This is a genomic window from Methylococcus mesophilus (assembly GCF_026247885.1).
GTDB lineage: Bacteria > Pseudomonadota > Gammaproteobacteria > Methylococcales > Methylococcaceae > Methylococcus > Methylococcus mesophilus.
In genome coordinates, this window is the sequence record NZ_CP110921.1 from 2,662,808 (window position 1) to 2,680,474 (window position 17,667).

The 17,667-nt window shown below is 64.5% G+C and carries 15 protein-coding genes; 3 read left to right on the forward strand and 12 right to left on the reverse strand.

The annotated features are described in order from the left end of the window. Positions 1-708: a 6-phosphogluconolactonase gene (gene pgl, locus OOT43_RS12625; RefSeq protein ID WP_266020942.1), complete on the forward strand. Its 708-nt coding sequence runs from the start codon at positions 1-3 to the stop codon at positions 706-708. A 16-nt stretch (positions 709-724) separates the two neighbouring features. On the opposite strand, the gene OOT43_RS12630 is transcribed toward pgl, so the two are convergent. Then, a complete protein-coding gene (locus tag OOT43_RS12630; RefSeq protein ID WP_266020943.1) occupies positions 725-1,618 on the reverse strand; it encodes a sulfite exporter TauE/SafE family protein in 894 nt (297 codons plus the stop codon). A 62-nt stretch (positions 1,619-1,680) separates the two neighbouring features. Between OOT43_RS12630 and OOT43_RS12635 the strand changes: the two genes are divergently transcribed. Then, on the forward strand, positions 1,681-2,919 hold the full coding sequence (locus OOT43_RS12635; RefSeq protein WP_266020944.1) for a multifunctional CCA addition/repair protein: 1,239 nt from the start codon (positions 1,681-1,683) through the stop codon (positions 2,917-2,919). Here the strand turns inward: OOT43_RS12635 and OOT43_RS12640 are convergent. Then, positions 2,916-3,809, reverse strand: coding sequence for a phosphoribosylaminoimidazolesuccinocarboxamide synthase (locus tag OOT43_RS12640; RefSeq protein WP_266020945.1), 894 nt, complete (start codon positions 3,807-3,809; stop codon positions 2,916-2,918). The two genes, OOT43_RS12635 and OOT43_RS12640, sit on opposite strands and share 4 nt — an antisense overlap. A gap of 87 nt (positions 3,810-3,896) precedes the next feature. Here OOT43_RS12640 and djlA point away from each other — a divergent pair, with 87 nt between their 5' ends. Then, positions 3,897-4,727 (forward strand): co-chaperone DjlA, encoded by an 831-nt coding sequence (gene djlA / locus OOT43_RS12645; RefSeq protein ID WP_266020946.1) that lies wholly within the window; start codon positions 3,897-3,899, stop codon positions 4,725-4,727. 3 nt (positions 4,728-4,730) lie between these two features. On the opposite strand, the gene OOT43_RS12650 is transcribed toward djlA, so the two are convergent. From OOT43_RS12650 to atpA, 10 genes are all read right to left on the reverse strand, one after another. Beyond that, positions 4,731-5,192 carry a CopD family protein gene (locus OOT43_RS12650; RefSeq protein WP_266020947.1) on the reverse strand — a complete coding sequence of 154 codons (462 nt, stop codon included), beginning with the start codon at positions 5,190-5,192 and terminating at the stop codon, positions 4,731-4,733. 34 nt (positions 5,193-5,226) lie between these two features. After that, entirely contained in the window at positions 5,227-5,958 is a 732-nt protein-coding gene (locus tag OOT43_RS12655) for a 16S rRNA (uracil(1498)-N(3))-methyltransferase (RefSeq protein WP_266020948.1), read from the reverse strand. Positions 5,959-5,962: 4 nt separating this feature from the next. Next, complete coding sequence (locus OOT43_RS12660) at positions 5,963-7,318, reverse strand: adenosylmethionine--8-amino-7-oxononanoate transaminase (RefSeq protein ID WP_266020949.1); 1,356 nt, start codon at positions 7,316-7,318, stop codon at positions 5,963-5,965. A 7-nt stretch (positions 7,319-7,325) separates the two neighbouring features. Then, entirely contained in the window at positions 7,326-9,971 is a 2,646-nt protein-coding gene (gene metG / locus OOT43_RS12665) for a methionine--tRNA ligase (RefSeq protein WP_317134075.1), read from the reverse strand. An 86-nt stretch (positions 9,972-10,057) separates the two neighbouring features. Continuing rightward, positions 10,058-11,890, reverse strand: coding sequence for a glutamine--fructose-6-phosphate transaminase (isomerizing) (gene glmS, locus OOT43_RS12670; protein WP_266020951.1), 1,833 nt, complete (start codon positions 11,888-11,890; stop codon positions 10,058-10,060). Then, positions 11,878-13,263 (reverse strand): bifunctional UDP-N-acetylglucosamine diphosphorylase/glucosamine-1-phosphate N-acetyltransferase GlmU, encoded by a 1,386-nt coding sequence (gene glmU / locus OOT43_RS12675; protein ID WP_266020952.1) that lies wholly within the window; start codon positions 13,261-13,263, stop codon positions 11,878-11,880. The genes glmS and glmU overlap by 13 nt, the downstream gene beginning before the upstream one ends. A gap of 116 nt (positions 13,264-13,379) precedes the next feature. Next, positions 13,380-13,802, reverse strand: a complete 423-nt coding sequence (locus OOT43_RS12680; protein WP_169601955.1) for a F0F1 ATP synthase subunit epsilon — start codon at positions 13,800-13,802, stop codon at positions 13,380-13,382. 25 nt (positions 13,803-13,827) lie between these two features. After that, the gene (gene atpD / locus OOT43_RS12685) at positions 13,828-15,210 is read right to left on the reverse strand and encodes a F0F1 ATP synthase subunit beta (protein ID WP_266020953.1); all 1,383 of its coding nucleotides are present in this window, start codon (positions 15,208-15,210) and stop codon (positions 13,828-13,830) included. A gap of 35 nt (positions 15,211-15,245) precedes the next feature. Next, a complete protein-coding gene (atpG, locus tag OOT43_RS12690; RefSeq protein ID WP_266020954.1) occupies positions 15,246-16,109 on the reverse strand; it encodes a F0F1 ATP synthase subunit gamma in 864 nt (287 codons plus the stop codon). A 10-nt stretch (positions 16,110-16,119) separates the two neighbouring features. Beyond that, the gene (atpA, locus tag OOT43_RS12695; RefSeq protein WP_449406819.1) at positions 16,120-17,661 is read right to left on the reverse strand and encodes a F0F1 ATP synthase subunit alpha; all 1,542 of its coding nucleotides are present in this window, start codon (positions 17,659-17,661) and stop codon (positions 16,120-16,122) included. Positions 17,662-17,667 lie beyond the last annotated feature (6 nt).

The following is a 17,667-nucleotide window of genomic DNA, read 5'->3' on the forward strand; positions in this document are numbered from 1 at the left end:
ATGACCGAGATTCGTTGGTTCGATGACAACGCAAGCCTGGCCCCGGCGCTGGCCGCGGCGGTCGCCGAGGATCTGCGCGCCGCATTGCAGGCCGCGCCTTCCGCCACGCTCGCCGTGTCCGGCGGCCGCTCGCCGGTGCCGGTGTTCGAAGCCCTGCGCGAAGCCGATCTGGACTGGGCGCGGATCGTCGTCACCCTGGTCGACGAACGCTGGGTGCCGGAAACCGATCCCGCCAGCAACGCCGCCCTGGTGAAGACCCATTTGCTGCGGGGCAAGGCGGCGGCGGCGCGCTTCCTGCCGCTCTACACGGGCGACACGTCTGCTGCCGCAGGCGAGGCGAGCCTGGCCGAAGCCTTCGCCGATCTGCCGCGGCCGTTCGCGGCGCTGATCCTCGGTATGGGCGACGACGGCCATACCGCCTCGCTGTTTCCCGCCAGCCCCAATCTGGAAGCCGGTCTGGCACTGGGCGGCACGGCGGACGACACGCCGCCCTGCCTGGCCCAGGTGGGCGCGGTCGCGCCGACCGAGCGCATCAGTCTCACCCTGCCCTGGATCCTCGACGCCCGGCGGATCTACCTGCAATTCGGCGGTGCGAGCAAGGTGGAAGTATTCAACGCCGCCCAGTCCAGTCCGAACCGGCAGTATCCCGTGAGCTTCGTGCTGGCCCAGACGCAGACCCCGGTCACGGTGTTCGCGGCGCGGAACTGAACGGCCGGCGAGCCTTTCAGGGTTCGAGAAAAGACCTCAGCCCCTGTACTGCCGCAGCGGCGGTTTCGAGCCCCTCGTTCAGAACGCCGAGCCACGAGGGATCGGCGGATTTCCACAGCATGCGGGCACCCAGCAGGAACAGCACGGAGGCGAACAGCCGCTTGAGACCCTGCATCGGCAGGCGGTGGGCCAGCGCCGCCCCGTACGGCGCGGTCAGCACGCTGGCGGCGCCGATGCCGAGGAAGGCGGGCCAGTAGACGTAGCCCAGGCTGTGGGCGGGCGCCGACGGATGGCCCCAGCCCAGGACGACGTAGCTCAGAGTGCCGACGACGGCAATAGGAAAACCGCAGGCCGAGGAGATGGCGACGGCATGGCGGATGTTCTGCCTGCAGCGGAGCAGGAATGGCACGGTGATGCTGCCGCCGCCGATGCCGAACAGCGCCGACAGAAGGCCGATCATGAGCCCCCCGCCGGTCAGCACGCCGAGCGGGACGGGCTTTTCGCCCGCCGTTTCTTCCCGCCTTCCCCGGTATACCTGCACCGCGACCAGCATCAGGAACACCGCGAACAACTGCTTGAACCGCTGGGTGGGCAGATGGTCGGCGACGATAGAGCCGGCCACCGTACCCAGGGCGATCCCCGGCACCAGCCGCCACACCAGCGGCCAGACCACCGCGCCGCGGCGGTGGTGGGCACGGACCGAAGAGACCGAAGTCACCACGATGGTGGCCAGCGAGGTGGCGACCGCCATGATCATGAGGATGCTTTCCGGCACGCCCTGGCCGGGGAACAGCCAGACCAGGAAGGGCACGATAATGGCGCCGCCGCCGATGCCGAACAGGCCGGAAGCGACACCTGCAATGGCGCCGAAGGCGAGATAGAACGCGAGCGTGGTATACATATCGGTCATGCAGCCGTCCGGCAGGTTCCGCAGGCGCCGGAACGAACCTTGAATCCTTACGAGTCAAATCGATGAAAGCCTTTCTGGTCGGCGGCGCCGTCCGCGACCGCCTGCTCGGCCTGCCGGTCCGCGAGCGCGACTGGGTCGTGGTGGGCGAATCGCCGGAAGCCATGATCGCGCGCGGCTTCCGCCCCGTAGGCCGCGACTTCCCGGTGTTCCTGCACCCGGAAACCCACGAGGAGTATGCCCTCGCCCGCACCGAGCGCAAGACCGCGCCCGGCTACCGCGGTTTCGTGGTGCATGCCGAGCCCGACGTCACCCTGGAGCAGGACCTGGAACGGCGCGACCTCACCATCAACGCGATGGCGGAAACGCCGGACGGTCGGCTCGTCGATCCCTTCGGCGGCCGGCGCGACCTGGACGCGCGGCTGCTGCGGCACGTTTCGCCCGCCTTCGCCGAAGATCCGGTGCGCATCCTGCGCGTTGCCCGCTTCACGGCCCGGCTGACGCCGCTCGGTTTCCGCGTGGCGCCGGAAACCCTGGTGGAAATGCGGCGCATGGTCGAGGCCGGCGAGGTCGACGCCCTGGTTCCGGAACGGGTCTGGGCCGAGCTCGGCAAGGCCCTGGCCGAACCGGCGCCCTCGTCCTTCTTCCGGACCCTGCGCGACTGCGGGGCGCTGGAACGGCTGTTCCCGGAAATCGAGCGGCTGTTCGGGGTACCCCAGCCGCCGCAGCATCACCCGGAGATCGACACCGGCGTGCACACCCTGATGGTGCTCGACCAAGCGGCACGGCTGACCGCCGACCCTTCCGCTCGCTTCGCCGCCCTGACCCACGACCTCGGCAAGGCGCTCACGCCGCCGGAACTCTGGCCCAGCCATCGCGGCCACGAGCGCCTCGGCCTCGACGCCCTGAACGCGCTGTGCGACCGCTTCCGCGCGCCCAACGCCTACCGCCGGCTGGCGGAGAAGGTGATGCGCTACCATGGCCTCTGCCACCGCGCGGCGGAACTGCGCACCTCGACCCTGGTGGATCTGCTGGACCGGCTGGGCGCGCTCAAGCGTCAGGACGACACACTGGAACTGTTCCTGCTTGCCTGCGAGGCGGACGCCAGAGGAAGGACCGGCTTCGAGGACCGGCCCTATCCCCAGGCTGACTGGCTGCGGCAGGCGCGGCGCGCCGCCGTCGAAGTCGACAGTCGCGCGCTGCTGGAGCAGCAGCTGAAAGGCCCGGCGTTCGGCCAGGCCCTGCGGCGTGTGCGCATCGCCGCCGTGCGGCGCCTCAAGGCCGACCGGCAGGCGCCGGCCTAAACCCCGGTCAGCCGCCGCTCCGCCTCCCGGTATTTCTCCGCGGTGCGAGCCAGGATGTCCGCGGGCAGATGCGGCGCCGGAGGCTTTTTGTCCCAGTCCAGCGTCTCCAGGTAATCGCGCACGAACTGCTTGTCGAAGCTCGGCGGGCTGATCCCGGGGCGGTAGCTGTCGGCCGGCCAGAACCGCGAGGAATCCGGCGTCAACGCCTCGTCGATCCAGTGCAGCACGCCAGCCTCGTCCACCCCGAATTCGAACTTGGTGTCGGCGATGATGATGCCGCGCTCCAGCGCATAGGCCGCCGCTTCCCGGTACAGCCCCAAGGCCACCTCGCGCATCTGTTCGGCCAGTTCCCGCCCGATGAGGCCGACCACCTGGTCGAACCCGATGTTTTCGTCGTGCGAGCCCATTTCGGCCTTGGTGGACGGGGTGAACAGCGCTTCCGGCAGCCGCTCGGCCTGCTGCAGCCCCGGCGGCAGCGCGATGCCGCAGACGGCGCCGCCGCGCTGGTAGTCCTTCCAGCCCGAGCCGATGAGATAACCCCGCACTACCGCTTCCACCGGCAACGGCTTGAGGCGCTTGACCACCATGGCCCGGCCCTCGACCCGCTCGCGCTCGGCCGTGTCGGGCAACACCGCCTCCAGCGGCGTCCCGGAAAGGTGGTTGGGCACCCGGTCCTTCAAGCGGTCGAACCAGAATCGCGAGACATGGGTGAGCACCCGGCCCTTGCCGGGAATGGGGTCGGGTAAAATGACGTCGAACGCCGACAGTCGGTCCGTCGTGACGATCAGCATCAGATCGTCGCCGGCCTCGTAGATATCACGCACTTTTCCCCGCGCTTTGAGTCGCAGTGAAGACAGGCTGGATTCGAACAATGTCTCAGGGGCGGTCATCGGGCTGACTCTTCCAGACTTTAAGGACAAACATCAATCATGTAAGGTGAGAGGATTTATGGCAAGTATCAAGGAATGGTTTCTTAAGTGAGCTGGCTCGGCAAACTCTTGGGGGGCACTTTCGGCTTTCTGCTCGGGGGCCCGCTGGGCGCCTTGCTGGGCGCCGCCATCGGCCACAAGCTGGACGGAGACAAGGACAAGTATGCCCAGATCGAGTCGGATCTGTCGCCGGGCGCCCAGCACCGGATCCAGATGGCCTTCTTCACCGCCACGTTCTCCGTGATGGGCCACATCGCCAGGGCCGACGGTCGTGTGTCCGAGGCCGAAATCACCGTGGCGCGGACGGTGATGAACCGCATGGACCTGTCCGAAGGCATGCGCCGCACCGCCATCGAACTCTTCACCCGCGGCAAGCAGCCGGACTTCCCGCTGCGGGAAGCGGTCGAGCAGTTCCGCAAGGAATGCCACCGCCGCTACGCCCTGATCCGGATTTTTCTGGAAATCCAGCTCGAAGCCGCCTTCGCCGACGGCCCCGTCAATCTGGCCGAGGAACGTGTCCTGATCGGCATTTGCGACCAGCTCCGCATTTCCCGCTTCGAATATCACGCGATGAAGGGACGCCTGGATGCGGCGATACGCTTCGCCCGCGCCTATCAGAATTCCTCTTACAGCGGCAACCGGAACATGCCGTCGCGCCGCCGCGAGGATACGCTGGAGGACGCCTACACCATGCTCGGCATCAAGGCATCGGCCGGTGCCGACGAGATCAAGCGCGCCTACCGCAAGCTCATCAGCCGGCATCATCCGGACAAGCTGGTCGCCAAGGGGATGCCCGAGGAGATGGTGCGCATCGCCAACGAGAAGACCCAGCAGATCCGCAAGGCTTACGAGGTCATCGCGGCGGCGAGAAACCTCTGAGCCTCAAATCGGCAGGAAACTTCCGCCGCTCGCCACCGCCACGGTGATCAATCCGAGCACCAGATTGATGCCGACCAGACGGCGGATCACGCTCAAGGCTTCCGTCCCCATCGCCCAGTCCTCCGCGGCCACCGCGGCTTTCAGCGCCTTGTACGGCCTAGCGTAGATCACCCCGAAAATCACGGTCATGGTGATGGCGATGAGCAGCATCAGATGCACCGGCCACCCCACCTGCCCGAAGCCGCCATAGGCATGGATCAACCCGAAGCCGGTGAGGAACAGCAGCACGATGGCGCCCTTGACCCAGGGAAAGAAGCGCGCAAACACCGCGTTCCACAGCCGCAGCCGTTCCGGCGCCTGCAGCAAGCCTGCGGCGACGGGGCGCAAAACCTGATGGGCGAAGAACATGCCGCCGACCCAGAGGACGGCGGAAAGAACATGCAGTACGAGTGCCAGTAACATCATGGGATTTCCTGCTCGGTATCGAAGGGTGAAAGGGTCAAGCGGCCAGATCGCCCCACAGGGTCTGGATCGCCGCGAGCGCGGCCAGGGCGGCAGTTTCGGTGCGCAGTACACGCGGGCCGAGCCGGACGGGAATAAACGCAGCCAACACCGCCGCATCGCGCTCGGCGTCGCTGAACCCGCCTTCCGGTCCCGACAGCAGGGTCACCGAGCCGACGGGCGGATCCAGCGCCCGCAGGCCACTGGCGGCATGAGGGTCGAGAAAAATCTTGAGGCCCGCTGCGACCGGTAGCCAGGCCTCGAGGGAGCGCGGCTCCAGCACTTCCGGCACCCGGTTGCGCCCGCTCTGCTCGCAGGCGGCCCAAACCACCCGGCGCCAGTGCTCCAGCCGCTGCGCCTTGCGTTCGGGGTCGAGCTGGACCACACAGCGCTCGGTGAACAGCGGGGTGATCGCGCCGACACCCAGCTCCACCGCCTTCTGGATGGCCAGGTCCATGCGCTCGCCCCGCGAGATCCCTAAGCCGAGATGGACACCGAGCCAGGATTCCCGGTCGACCGGCCGATATTCGCCTACCGTCAGGCTCACCTCCTCCCGATGGCAAGCGACGATGCGCGCGGCGAATTCGCCGCCTTCGCCGTTGAACACCGTGAGATCGAAGCCGCGCTTGAGCCGCAGGACCGTGCGCAGATAATGGGCGCGCTCCTCGTCCAGCGCGATTTCGGCGCCGGTTTCCATCGGCACCGGGAGATAAAGCCTGGAAATACGCATGCGCTCAGTCCTCCGTCGCCACCAGCAGGCCTTCCCAGGCCACCTCCGCCATGAAGCGAATCTGCTCGGGGGTGATGACATAAGGCGGCATGAAATAAATCACATGGCCCAGAGGGCGCAGCAGCACGCCCCGCTCCAGCGCGCGGCGGTAGACCCGCAGGCCGCGCCGTTCCTTCCAGGGATAGGATTCACGGGTCGCCTTGTCCTTCACCATCTCGATTGCCAGGATCATGCCGCGCTGGCGGACTTCGGCGACATGGGGATGTTCCTGGAAACGCTCCGTGGCATCCGCCATGCAGCGCGCCAGTTCGCGGTTCCGCCCCAGAACGTCCGTCTCATCGAACAGCTCCAGCGTCGCCAGAGCCGCCCGGCAGGCCAGCGGGTTGCCGGTGTAGCTGTGGGAATGCAGGAAAGCCTTCTGCGTGCCGTAGTCGTCGTAGAAAGCCGCGTAGATTTCCGGGCGTGTCAGCACCGCCGCCAGCGGCAGATAACCGCCGGTGAGTCCCTTGGACAGGCACAGAAAGTCCGGGCTGATCCCGGCCTGCTCGCAGGCGAACAAGCTGCCGGTGCGGCCGAAACCGACTGCGATCTCGTCGGCGATGAGATGGATACCGAGCCGGTCGCAGGCCTCGCGCAGCAAACGGAGATAGAGCGGGTCGTACATGCGCATGCCGCCGGCGCATTGCACCAGCGGCTCAACGATCACGGCGCAGATTTCATCGGCGCCCCGCTCCAGAATTTCCAGCATGTCGCGGAAGCGCCGCTCGGCGTAGCCGGCTTCGGTCTCCCCCGGCTCGCGTCCGTAGGCGTCGGGGCTGGGCGCAACCAAGGCCTCCATCAGCAGAGGCCGGTAGGTCTCCTTGTACAGCGGGACGTCGCCCACCGCCAGAGCGCCCAGGGTCTCCCCGTGATAGCTGTTTTCCAGGGTGACGAAGCGGGTCTTGCCATGGCGGCCCAGGTTGCGCCAATAGTGGAAGCTCATCTTCAGGGCCACCTCGACCGCCGCCGAGCCGTTGTCGGCGTAGAAGCAGCGCTCCAGCCCCGGCGGGGTGAGGTCTACCAGCCGCTCCGCCAGCCGGATGCCCGGCTCGTGGCTGAAACCGGCGAAGATCACCTGCTCCAGCCGCCCGAGCTGGTCGGCCAGCGCGGCGTTGATCGCGGGATGGCAGTGGCCGAACAGGTTGACCCACCAGGAGCTGATCGCGTCCAGGTAGCACTTGCCGTCGAAATCCTCCAGCCAGACACCCTCGCCGCGCCGGATCGGGATCAGCGGCAGCGACTCGTGGTCCTTCATCTGGCTGCACGGATGCCAAAGCACCGCGAGATCGCGATCCATCCATTCGCGGTTGGCGGATGTCATGCTCCGGCTACTTGACCTTCATGCCGGGCTGGGCGCCTTCATCCGGCGACAGGATGAAGATGTCGCCACCGCCCGGCCCCGCCGCCAGCACCATGCCTTCCGACAGGCCGAACTTCATCTTGCGCGGCGCCAGGTTGGCGACCATCACAGTCAACCGCCCGATCAGGGTCTCCGGCGCGTAGGCCGACTTGATACCGGCGAACACCGTGCGGGTCTCGCCGCCCAGGTCCAGCGTCAGCTTCAGCAGCTTGTCCGCGCCCTCGACATGCTCGGCATTGGCGATGCGGGCGACGCGCAGGTCGACCTTGGCGAAGTCGTCGATGGAAATCGTCTCGCCTTCCGGGCTTTGTTCCCCTCTCCCTTTGGGAGAGGGGCCAGGGGTGAGGGCGCTTTCCGCTGACGTCAAAGCCAGCCACACGGCCTCGGCCACAGACTCCGTCTGGGTCAACACCTCGTTGTTCCAGAAGCGCAATACCCGGATGCCATGCGCAGCCAAAGTCCTTGTCCGCTCCGTATCGTAGTGCACCTGCTCGGCATGCTGGCTTCCGTCGATCTCGATACAAAGCGCAGCTTCCGGACAAAAGAAGTCCAGAATGTAGCGGCGGTCCCCCAATGTCAGAGGATGCTGCCGCCGGAATTTTGCATTGGCGATGCGGCGATCTCGCAATAGATTCCACATCAGGGCCTCGGCATCGGTCGGATTCTTTCTTAGTTCCCGCGCATGCGCCAACAGGTCTTCGGGCACCGTCAGCGCGCCGTGATGGCCCTCACCCCCGACCCCTCTCCCAGAGGGAGAGGGGGGAACCGCGGCGTGCTGCTGGTGTTCGGCATGGCGCACCTGGGAATGCGGCTCCGGCGTTACCGCCGAGGCTTGTAGGCTTTGGCGGTTGGCTTCGACCAGGGCATCGATTTGTTTGGGATCGATGCGGGTCATGAGGTGTTGGTAGGGCTGGATTTCCTCTAGTGGGAAATAACTTAGATTACTCCAACTGAATTCCACAGTTGAACCGAGCAACTCTTTTTCGATACGAGCAGTTGTATGGGGCAATATCGGCTTCAGATATGCGCTCAGCAAGCAAAAGAAACGAATGCTGGCACTGCAAATCATATGTAAGCGGAGTTCTTGAGAAGAGTCTTTGGCTACTTCCCAAGGCTTGGTGTCATTAACGTACTGATTTACCCGGTCTGCCAAACGCATGATTTCACGGATGGCTTTACCGTAATCTCTTTCTTCGTAAAGCGCTTCGATCGCTGCCGCCGCTTGCTCCAATTCCTGGCTAATCGACCACTCCTCTGGCGTAAATTCCTCCCCAGCCAACGGTAAAACCCGGCCTTCAAAGCGCTTGGTTAAAAACCCCGCCGTCCGGCTGGCGATATTGATGTACTTCCCCACCAAATCACTGTTCACCCGGGCGACGAAGTCTTCCAGACTGAGGTCGATGTCCTCCATCGTGCCGTTCAGCTTGCAGGCGTAGTAATAGCGCAGCCATTCGGGATTGAGACCCTGCTCGAGATAGCTCTGGGCGGTGATGAAAGTGCCGCGCGACTTGGACATTTTCTCGCCGTTCACGGTCAGGAAGCCGTGGGCGAAGATTCTGGTCGGGGTGCGGAAATCGGAATGTTCCAGCATGGCCGGCCAGAACAGGGCGTGGAAATAGAGGATGTCCTTGCCGATGAAATGGTATAGCTCGGCCCCTGAATCCTTTTTCCAGTATTCCGCGAAATCGAGTTTCCCCTCACCCCGGCCCAGTGATTCCAGGCTGTCCTGCCTGGAACCCTCCGGGTGGACTTCGTCCATCCAAATCCGCTCCCGACGGACTTGTCCCAAAGGGAGAGGGGGAGTCTTGTCGCACAGGTTCTGGAAACTCCCCATGTAGCCGATCGGCGCATCCAGCCAGACGTAGAAATACTTGCCCGGTGCGTCGGGGATCTCGAAGCCGAAATACGGCGCATCGCGGGAAATATCCCAGTCGGAAAGGCCGGCCTCGAACCATTCGTTGAGTTTATTGGCGGCCTCGGTCTGCAGGGTGCCGGAGCGGGTCCAGGCTTTCAGGAACTCGGCGCATTCGCCCAGCTTGAAGAAGTAATGTACCGACTCCTTGCGCACCGGCGCGGCGCCAGATACCGCGGAGTAGGGGTTGATCAGGTCGGTGGGCGAATAGGTGGTACCGCAGACTTCGCAGGAGTCGCCGTACTGGTCCTTGGCGTGGCACTTGGGACATTCGCCCTTGATGAAACGGTCGGGCAGGAACATTTCCTTGACGGGGTCGAAGTACTGCTCGATCGCCCGCGATTCGATCAGTCCGCGGTCCTTGAGCCTGCCGTAGATCTCGGCAGCATGAACTCGGGTCTCCTCGGAATGGGTCGAATAGTAGTTGTCGAACTCGATGTGGAAACCGGTGAAGTCGCGCAGATGCTCGCCGTGGACGCGGGCGATCAGTTCCTCCGGCGTGATCCCCTCCCGCTCGGCCCGCAGCATGATGGGCGTGCCGTGGGTGTCGTCAGCGCAGACGTAGCGGCAGTCGTGTCCGCGCATCTTCTGGAAGCGAACCCAGATGTCGGTCTGGATGTATTCGACCAGATGGCCCAGGTGGATCGGGCCGTTGGCGTAGGGAAGAGCGCTGGTGACGAGGATTTTTCGCGGGCTGGTCATGGAAACGAAGGCTGGCAAACGGATCGAATGCGCCATTATCCCATAATCGACCGGGGCGGCTCCGGCGAGAGCTTAAGCCGCCCGCCTCACTCCACCGTCACCGACTTGGCGAGATTGCGCGGCTGGTCGACGTCCGTGCCCTTGATCAGGGCGACGTGGTAGGCGAGGAGCTGCAGCGGCACGCTGTAGACGATCGGCGCGACGACTTCGTCGGTCTCCGCCACCCTGAGGATCCTGACGCCGGGCACGTTTTCGATCGGCGCTTCGGCATCGGCGAACACGTAGAGTTCGCCGCCGCGCGCCTGGACTTCCTGCAGGTTCGACTTGAGCTTTTCCAGCAGCTCGTTGTTGGGCGCGACGGCGACCACTGGCATCTCGTTGTCGATGAGCGCCAGCGGCCCGTGCTTGAGCTCGCCCGCCGGATAGGCTTCCGCGTGGATGTAGGAGATTTCCTTGAGCTTGAGCGCACCTTCCATGGCGACCGGATACTGGGCGCCGCGGCCGAGATAGAGGGCGTGGTGCTTCTCGCCGAACAGCTCGGCCCAGGCCGCGATTTCGTCTTCGAGTTGCAGAACATGCCGGATCTGCGCAGGCAGGGTCTCCAGCTCGCGGACGATCTTCGCTTCCTGTTCGGCGGCCAAGGCATGGCGCCGGCCCAGCGCCAGCACCAGGAGCAGCAGGGCGGTCAGCTGGGTGGTGAAAGCCTTGGTCGAGGCCACCCCGATTTCCGGGCCGGCCCGCGTCATCAGGCAGGAGTCCGATTCTCGCACGATCGAGCTTTCCGGCACGTTGCAGATGGCCAGGGTATGCGCATAGCCGAGTTCCTTGGCGGCTTTCAGCGCCGCCAGCGTGTCGGCGGTCTCGCCGGACTGGGAAATGGTGACGAACAGGGTGCCGGGCTGCACGACCTGCCGGCGGTAGCGGAATTCGCTGGCAACCTCCACGCTGCAGGGCAGGCCGGCCAAGGCCTCGAACCAGTAACGCGCCACCTTGCCGGCGTGGTAGCTGGTGCCGCAGGCGACGATCTGCACCGCCCGGACGTGCTCGAACGCGGCCTCGGCCCGCTCGCCGAATGCGGCAGACAGCACCTTGCCCTGATGGATGCGGCCGCTCAGGGTCTTTTCGACCGCGACCGGCTGCTCGTGGATTTCCTTCTGCATGTAATGGCGGTATTCACCGCGCTCCACCGAATCCGGCGCCAGCCGGGTCTCGTGGACCGGGCGCTCGACCCTGCCGCCATCCTTGCCGTAAACCCGGACCGACTCGGTGGTCAGTTCGGCGAGGTCGCCCTCTTCCAGGAAGACGAAGCGCTGCGTTTCGCCGACCAGGGCGAAAACGTCGGAAGCGATGAAGTTTTCGCTTTCGCCCAAGCCGACCACCAAGGGACTGCCCTTGCGGGCGGCTATCAGCCGGCCCGGATCGCAAGTGCTGACAACGCCAATGGCATAAGCGCCTTCCAGGACGCCGACGGTGGCGCGCACTGCCTCCAACAGCGGGAACCCCTGTTCCAGGAAGTCGTGGATCTGGTTGACGACGACTTCGGTGTCGGTCTCCGACAGGAACTCGTACCCCTTCTGCTGGAGCTGCCGCCGCAGCGCCTCGTGGTTCTCGATAATGCCGTTGTGGACCACGGCGACCCGCTCGCGGCAGACATGCGGATGGGCGTTGCGTTCGGACGGCACGCCGTGGGTGGCCCAGCGGGTATGAGCGATGCCGGTTTCGCCTTCGACCAGGGCGGATTCGAGTGCGGACTCCAGCTCCCGCAGCTTGCCGGGGCGGCGCACCCGCTCCAGCGAACCGTCCCCGGCAATCACGGCGATGCCGGCGGAATCGTAGCCGCGGTATTCCAGTCGCCGCAGGCCTTCCAGCAGGACTGGGGTGACATTGCGGTGCGCCACCGCGCCGACTATTCCGCACATGGTTCTTTCCTCGACTTTCCGGGACGCTTCCAGTCGTCGACACTGAATTGCTTGACCCGGCTCAGCGTGAGCCGGCCCTCCGGGGTATCTTTGGTAATGGTCGACCCGGCACCAATGGTGGCGTTGCGACCGACCCGCACCGGCGCAACGAGCTGGGTGTCGGAGCCGATGAATGCGCCGTCCTCGATGACGGTCCGGTGCTTGTTGACGCCATCATAGTTGCAGGTGATCGTGCCGGCCCCGACGTTGACCCCGCTGCCGATGCTGGCATCACCGATGTAGCTCAGGTGGTTGACCTTGGAGCCTGCGGCGATGTCCGATTTCTTCACTTCCACGAAATTGCCGATATGGACTTCTTCGGCGAGTACGGATTCCGGCCTCAGCCTGGCAAAGGGGCCGACCCTCGAGCCCGCGCCGACGACGGCACCCTCGATGACGCTATGGGCGAGGACTTCCACCTCCGGGCCGATCACGGCGTCCTTCAGATAAACGTTGGGACCGAGGCGTACCTTGTCGCCCAGGCGGATCCTGCCTTCGAGAATCACATTGACGTCGATTTCCACGTCGCGGCCCAGTTCGACGATCTCGCCTCTCAGGTCGAAGCGCGCCGGATCGCGCAGGGTCACGCCTTGCTCCATGAGCGCACTCGCCTGGCGGCTTTGGTAAATACGCTCCAGCTCGGCCAGTTGCCGGCGGTCGTTCACGCCGAGGACCTCGTCCGGACTGGCGGGATGCGTGGCATCGACGAAATATCCCTCTGTCACCGCCATGCCGATGATGTCGGTGAGGTAGTACTCGCCCTGGGCGTTGTCGTTGCGCAAGGCCTTCAGCCAACGCTTCAGCGGAGCCCCTTCGACCGCCAGGATGCCGGTATTGACCTCGCGGACGGCACGCTCTTCCGGCGTGGCGTCTTTCTCCTCGACGATGCGGAGCACCTTGCCGGCGCCGTCGCGAATGATCCGGCCGTAGCCGGTCGGGTTGTCCAGCTCGACCGTGAGTAGCCCTAAGCTCGATTCGCCGGCATGGTGCAGCAGGGTCCCGACCGTCTCCCTTTTCAACAGCGGGACATCACCGTAAAGAATGAGAACTTTCGAATCGTCGCCGATCCGGTCCACGGCCTGCATCACGGCGTGCCCGGTCCCCTTGCGGTCCTTCTGCTCGATCCATGTCGCCGGCAGATGGCCCAAGGTGGACAGCGCCTGCTCGCCGCCGTGACCATAGACAATCACCGTCTCGCGGACTTCGAGCGCCGCGGCGAGCCGGTATACATGCTCGAGCAGGCAAAGGCCGCCGATCCGGTGCAGAACCTTCGGCAAATCGGAACGCATGCGTGTGCCCTGGCCTGCCGCCAGAATCAGAGCGATGACTTCCACTCCAGTCTCCTTCACGACGATCAACGAAAAAGCGGGTATTTTCGCCAACAAAAAAACCCGGTAAAGGTGAAGCATAGCATCACCTTTACCGGGCCTTTGACCGCGGGATCGAACGATTACGCCCGGCCCTTCCGGTAATTCTCCAGCGTCCGCAACTGCGCCACCGCCTCCGCCAGCTGCGCCTGGGCCTTGGCGTATTCCAGCCGGCCGGAGCGGTCCGACAGCGCCTCCTCGGCGGCCCGCTTGGCTTCCTGCGCCGCGGCTTCGTCGATGTCTTTCGCGCGCACCGCGGTTTCCGACAGGATGGTCACCAGGTACGGCTGAACCTCCAGCATTCCGCCGGACACGTAAAACGACAACGGCTCCTGGCCTTCGCTCTTGACCCGGACCTCGCCGGGCTTAAGCGGGGACAGGAAAGGCGCGTGCCGCGCGGCGATACCGACCTCGCCTTCCTGGCCGGGCGCCACCACCAGCTCGGCTTGTCCCGAGAAGATCTCGCCTTCTGCGCTCACGATGTCCACATGCATCGTCATGGCCATCTTCATTACCTCCTATGGCTGCCGATCAAGCGGCCAGGCGTTTGGCTTTCTCCAGCGCCTCGTCGATCGAACCGACCATGTAGAACGCCTGCTCCGGCACGTCATCGTACTCGCCTTCGACGATCCCCTTGAAGCCCGAAATCGTGTCTTTCAGCGAAACGTACTTGCCGGGCGAACCCGTGAACACTTCGGCCACGAAGAACGGCTGCGACAGGAAACGCTGGATCTTGCGGGCGCGCGAAACGATCAGCTTGTCGTTTTCCGAGAGTTCGTCCATCCCTAGGATCGCGATGATGTCGCGCAGCTCCTTGTACCGCTGCAGGGTGCTCTGCACCCGGCGGGTGGTCTCGTAATGCTCGTGGCCGATCACCAGCGGATCGAGCTGGCGGCTGGTGGAATCCAGCGGATCGACCGCCGGGTAGATGCCCAGCTCGGCGATCTGGCGCGACAACACCACGGTGGCGTCGAGATGCGCGAAGGTCGTTGCCGGAGACGGGTCGGTCAAGTCGTCGGCCGGGACGTACACGGCCTGGATGGACGTGATGGAGCCGGTCTTGGTCGAAGTGATGCGCTCCTGCAGGATACCCATCTCCTCGGCGAGGTTCGGCTGGTAGCCCACGGCGGACGGCATGCGCCCGAGCAGTGCCGACACTTCCGTACCCGCCAGGGTGTAGCGGTAGATGTTGTCGATGAACAGCAGCACATCGCGGCCTTCGTCGCGGAATTTCTCGGCGATGGTGAGGCCGGTCAATGCCACCCGCAGACGGTTGCCCGGCGGCTCGTTCATCTGGCCGTATACCAGCGACACCTTGTCGAGAACGTTCGAGTCCTTCATTTCGTGGTAGAAGTCGTTGCCCTCACGGGTACGTTCGCCTACGCCCGCGAATACCGAGTAGCCGCTGTGTTCGATGGCGATATTGCGGATCAGCTCCATCATGTTCACAGTCTTGCCCACGCCGGCGCCGCCGAACAGCCCGACCTTGCCGCCCTTGGCGAACGGGCAGATCAGGTCGATCACCTTGATGCCGGTCTCCAGCAATTCGTTGGCGGCGGCCTGGTCCTGATAGGAAGGCGCCTTGCGGTGGATGCCCCAGCGTTCCTTCTCGCCGATCGGACCTTTTTCGTCGATCGGGTCGCCGAGCACGTTCATGATGCGGCCGAGCGTTTCGGTGCCCACCGGCACCGAGATCGGTGCGCCCGTGTTGGTTACGGTGACGCCGCGCTTGACGCCATCGGTGGAACCCATGGCGATACAGCGCACCACGCCGTCGCCCAGCTGCTGCTGGACTTCGAGGACGAGGCCGACCTCGTCAACGCGCAGTGCGTCGTAAATCTTCGGTAAGGATTCGCGCGGAAATTCCGCGTCGACCACCGCGCCGATGATCTGTACGATTTTCCCAGAACTCATTTCTGCCCTCTTCGGATATCTAATGATTTATTCCGCTAGACCGCAGCCGCGCCGCCGACGATTTCGGCGATTTCCTGCGTGATGGCCGCCTGCCGCGCCTTGTTGTAGATCAGCTGCAACTCCTTGATGAGTTTGCCGGCGTTGTCGGAGGCGCTCTTCATGGCGACCATGCGGGCGGCCTGCTCGCAAGCGTTGTTCTCGACCAGACCCTGGAACACCAGCGACTCGATATAGCGCGTGATCAGCGCATCCAGCACGGTCTTGGCGTCGGGCTCGTAAAGGTAATCCCAATGGCCCTTGAGCTCATCGGAGATCTCTTCCGCCTTGATCGGCGCCAGGCATTCCAGCTTCGGCTTCTGCGTCATGGTGTTGACGAACTCGTTGTGAGCCACGTAAAGCTCATCGATCTCGCCTTCGCCATACGCGTCCAGCATGACCTTCAGGACGCCGATGATGCCTTCCAGGTGCGGCGTATCGCCCAGCCGGACGACCTGCCCGGCGATGTCCGCTCCCACGCTGCCGAAGAACGACGCGCCCTTCTGGCCGATCACGCCCAGGCGTACTTCGACGCCCGCTTCGCCCCATGCCTTCATCCGCCGCAGCATCAGCCGGAACAGATTGGAGTTCAGGCCGCCGCACAGACCGCGGTCCGAAGACACCAGGACCACGCCCACGCGTTTGACGGGGCGTTCGATCATGAACGGATTCCGGTACTCCGGATTGGCTTGCGCGAGGTGCTTGATGATCCGGGCAATCTTGCGCGCATACGGGCGGGTCGCCTGCAGCCGGTCCTGGGTGCGGCGCATCTTGCTCGCCGCAACCATTTCCATGGCGCGCGTGATCTTCTGGGTATTGCGAACGCTCGCGATCTTTAAACGGATTTCTTTGCCGACGGCCATGGTTGCACCTTTACCAGGCGTGAGTCGCTTTGAACTTCTTGATCGCTTCGTGCAAGCCGGCCTGAATCGCTTCGTTGTAATCGCCGGTTGCGTCGATCGACTTCAGCAGCTCGGCGCACTGCGACTTCATGTATTCCTGCAGGGCATCTTCGAAGTCGCGCACCTTGCTGACCTCGATGTCGTCCAAATAGCCTTCGTTCGCCGCGAACAGGGAGACGCCCATCTGCGCGATGCTCATGGGCGAATACTGGTTCTGCTTCATGAGCTCGGTCACGCGCTGGCCGCGCTCGATCTGCTTGCGGGTCGCCTCGTCCAAATCCGATGCGAACTGGGCGAAGGCCGCGAGCTCGCGGTACTGTGCGAGGTCGAGACGAATACCGCCGCCGAGCTTCTTGATGATCTTAGTCTGGGCCGCACCGCCGACGCGGGACACCGACAATCCGGCGTTCACGGCCGGACGGATGCCTGCGTTGAACAGGTTGGTTTCCAGGAAGATCTGGCCGTCGGTGATCGAAATCACGTTGGTCGGTACGAAGGCGGACACGTCACCGGCCTGGGTCTCGATGATGGGCAGGGCGGTCAGCGAGCCGGTCTTGCCTTTCACCTCACCCTTGGTGAGACGCTCGACCTCTTCTTCGTTGATCCGCGATGCGCGTTCCAAGAGGCGCGAATGCAGGTAGAACACGTCGCCCGGATAGGCTTCGCGGCCCGGCGGACGGCGCAGCAGCAGCGAGATCTGGCGGTAAGCCCAGGCCTGCTTGGTCAGGTCGTCGTAGATGATGAGCGCATCTTCGCCGCGATCGCGGAAGTATTCGCCCATGGCGCAACCGGAGTAGGGGGCGATGAACTGCAGCGCGGCGGATTCGGAGGCGGAGGCCGACACCACGATGGTATGTTCCATCGCGCCGTGCTCCTGCAGCTTGCGCACCACGTTGGCGATCGAGGACTGCTTCTGGCCGACCGCGACGTAGATGCACTTAACGCCGGTGCCCTTCTGGTTGATGATGGCATCGATCGCGATGGCGCTCTTGCCGGTCTGGCGGTCGCCGATGATCAGCTCGCGCTGGCCCCGGCCCACCGGGATCATCGAGTCGATGGCCTTGAGGCCGGTCTGCAGCGGCTGGCTCACCGACTGGCGCGAGATCACGCCCGGCGCGATCTTCTCGATCGGCGAGAAGCGCTTGGCGTCGATCGGGCCCGCGCCGTCGATCGGGTTGCCCAGCGCATCGACCACTCGGCCGAGCAGCGCCTCGCCCACCGGCACTTCCAGGATGCGGCCGGTGCACTTCGCGGTGTCGCCTTCGGAGAGATGCTCATAGGAACCGAGCACCACCGCACCGACCGAATCGCGCTCCAGGTTGAGCGCCATGCCGTAGGTATTGCCGGGGAACTCCACCATTTCGCCCTGCATCACGTCCTGGAGACCGTGGATGCGGACGATGCCGTCGGTCAGGCTGACGATGGTTCCTTCACTGCGTGACTCAACGCCCAGATCGAACTTCCCGATCCTCTGCTTGATGAGATCACTGATTTCAGACGCGTTCAATTGCATGATACT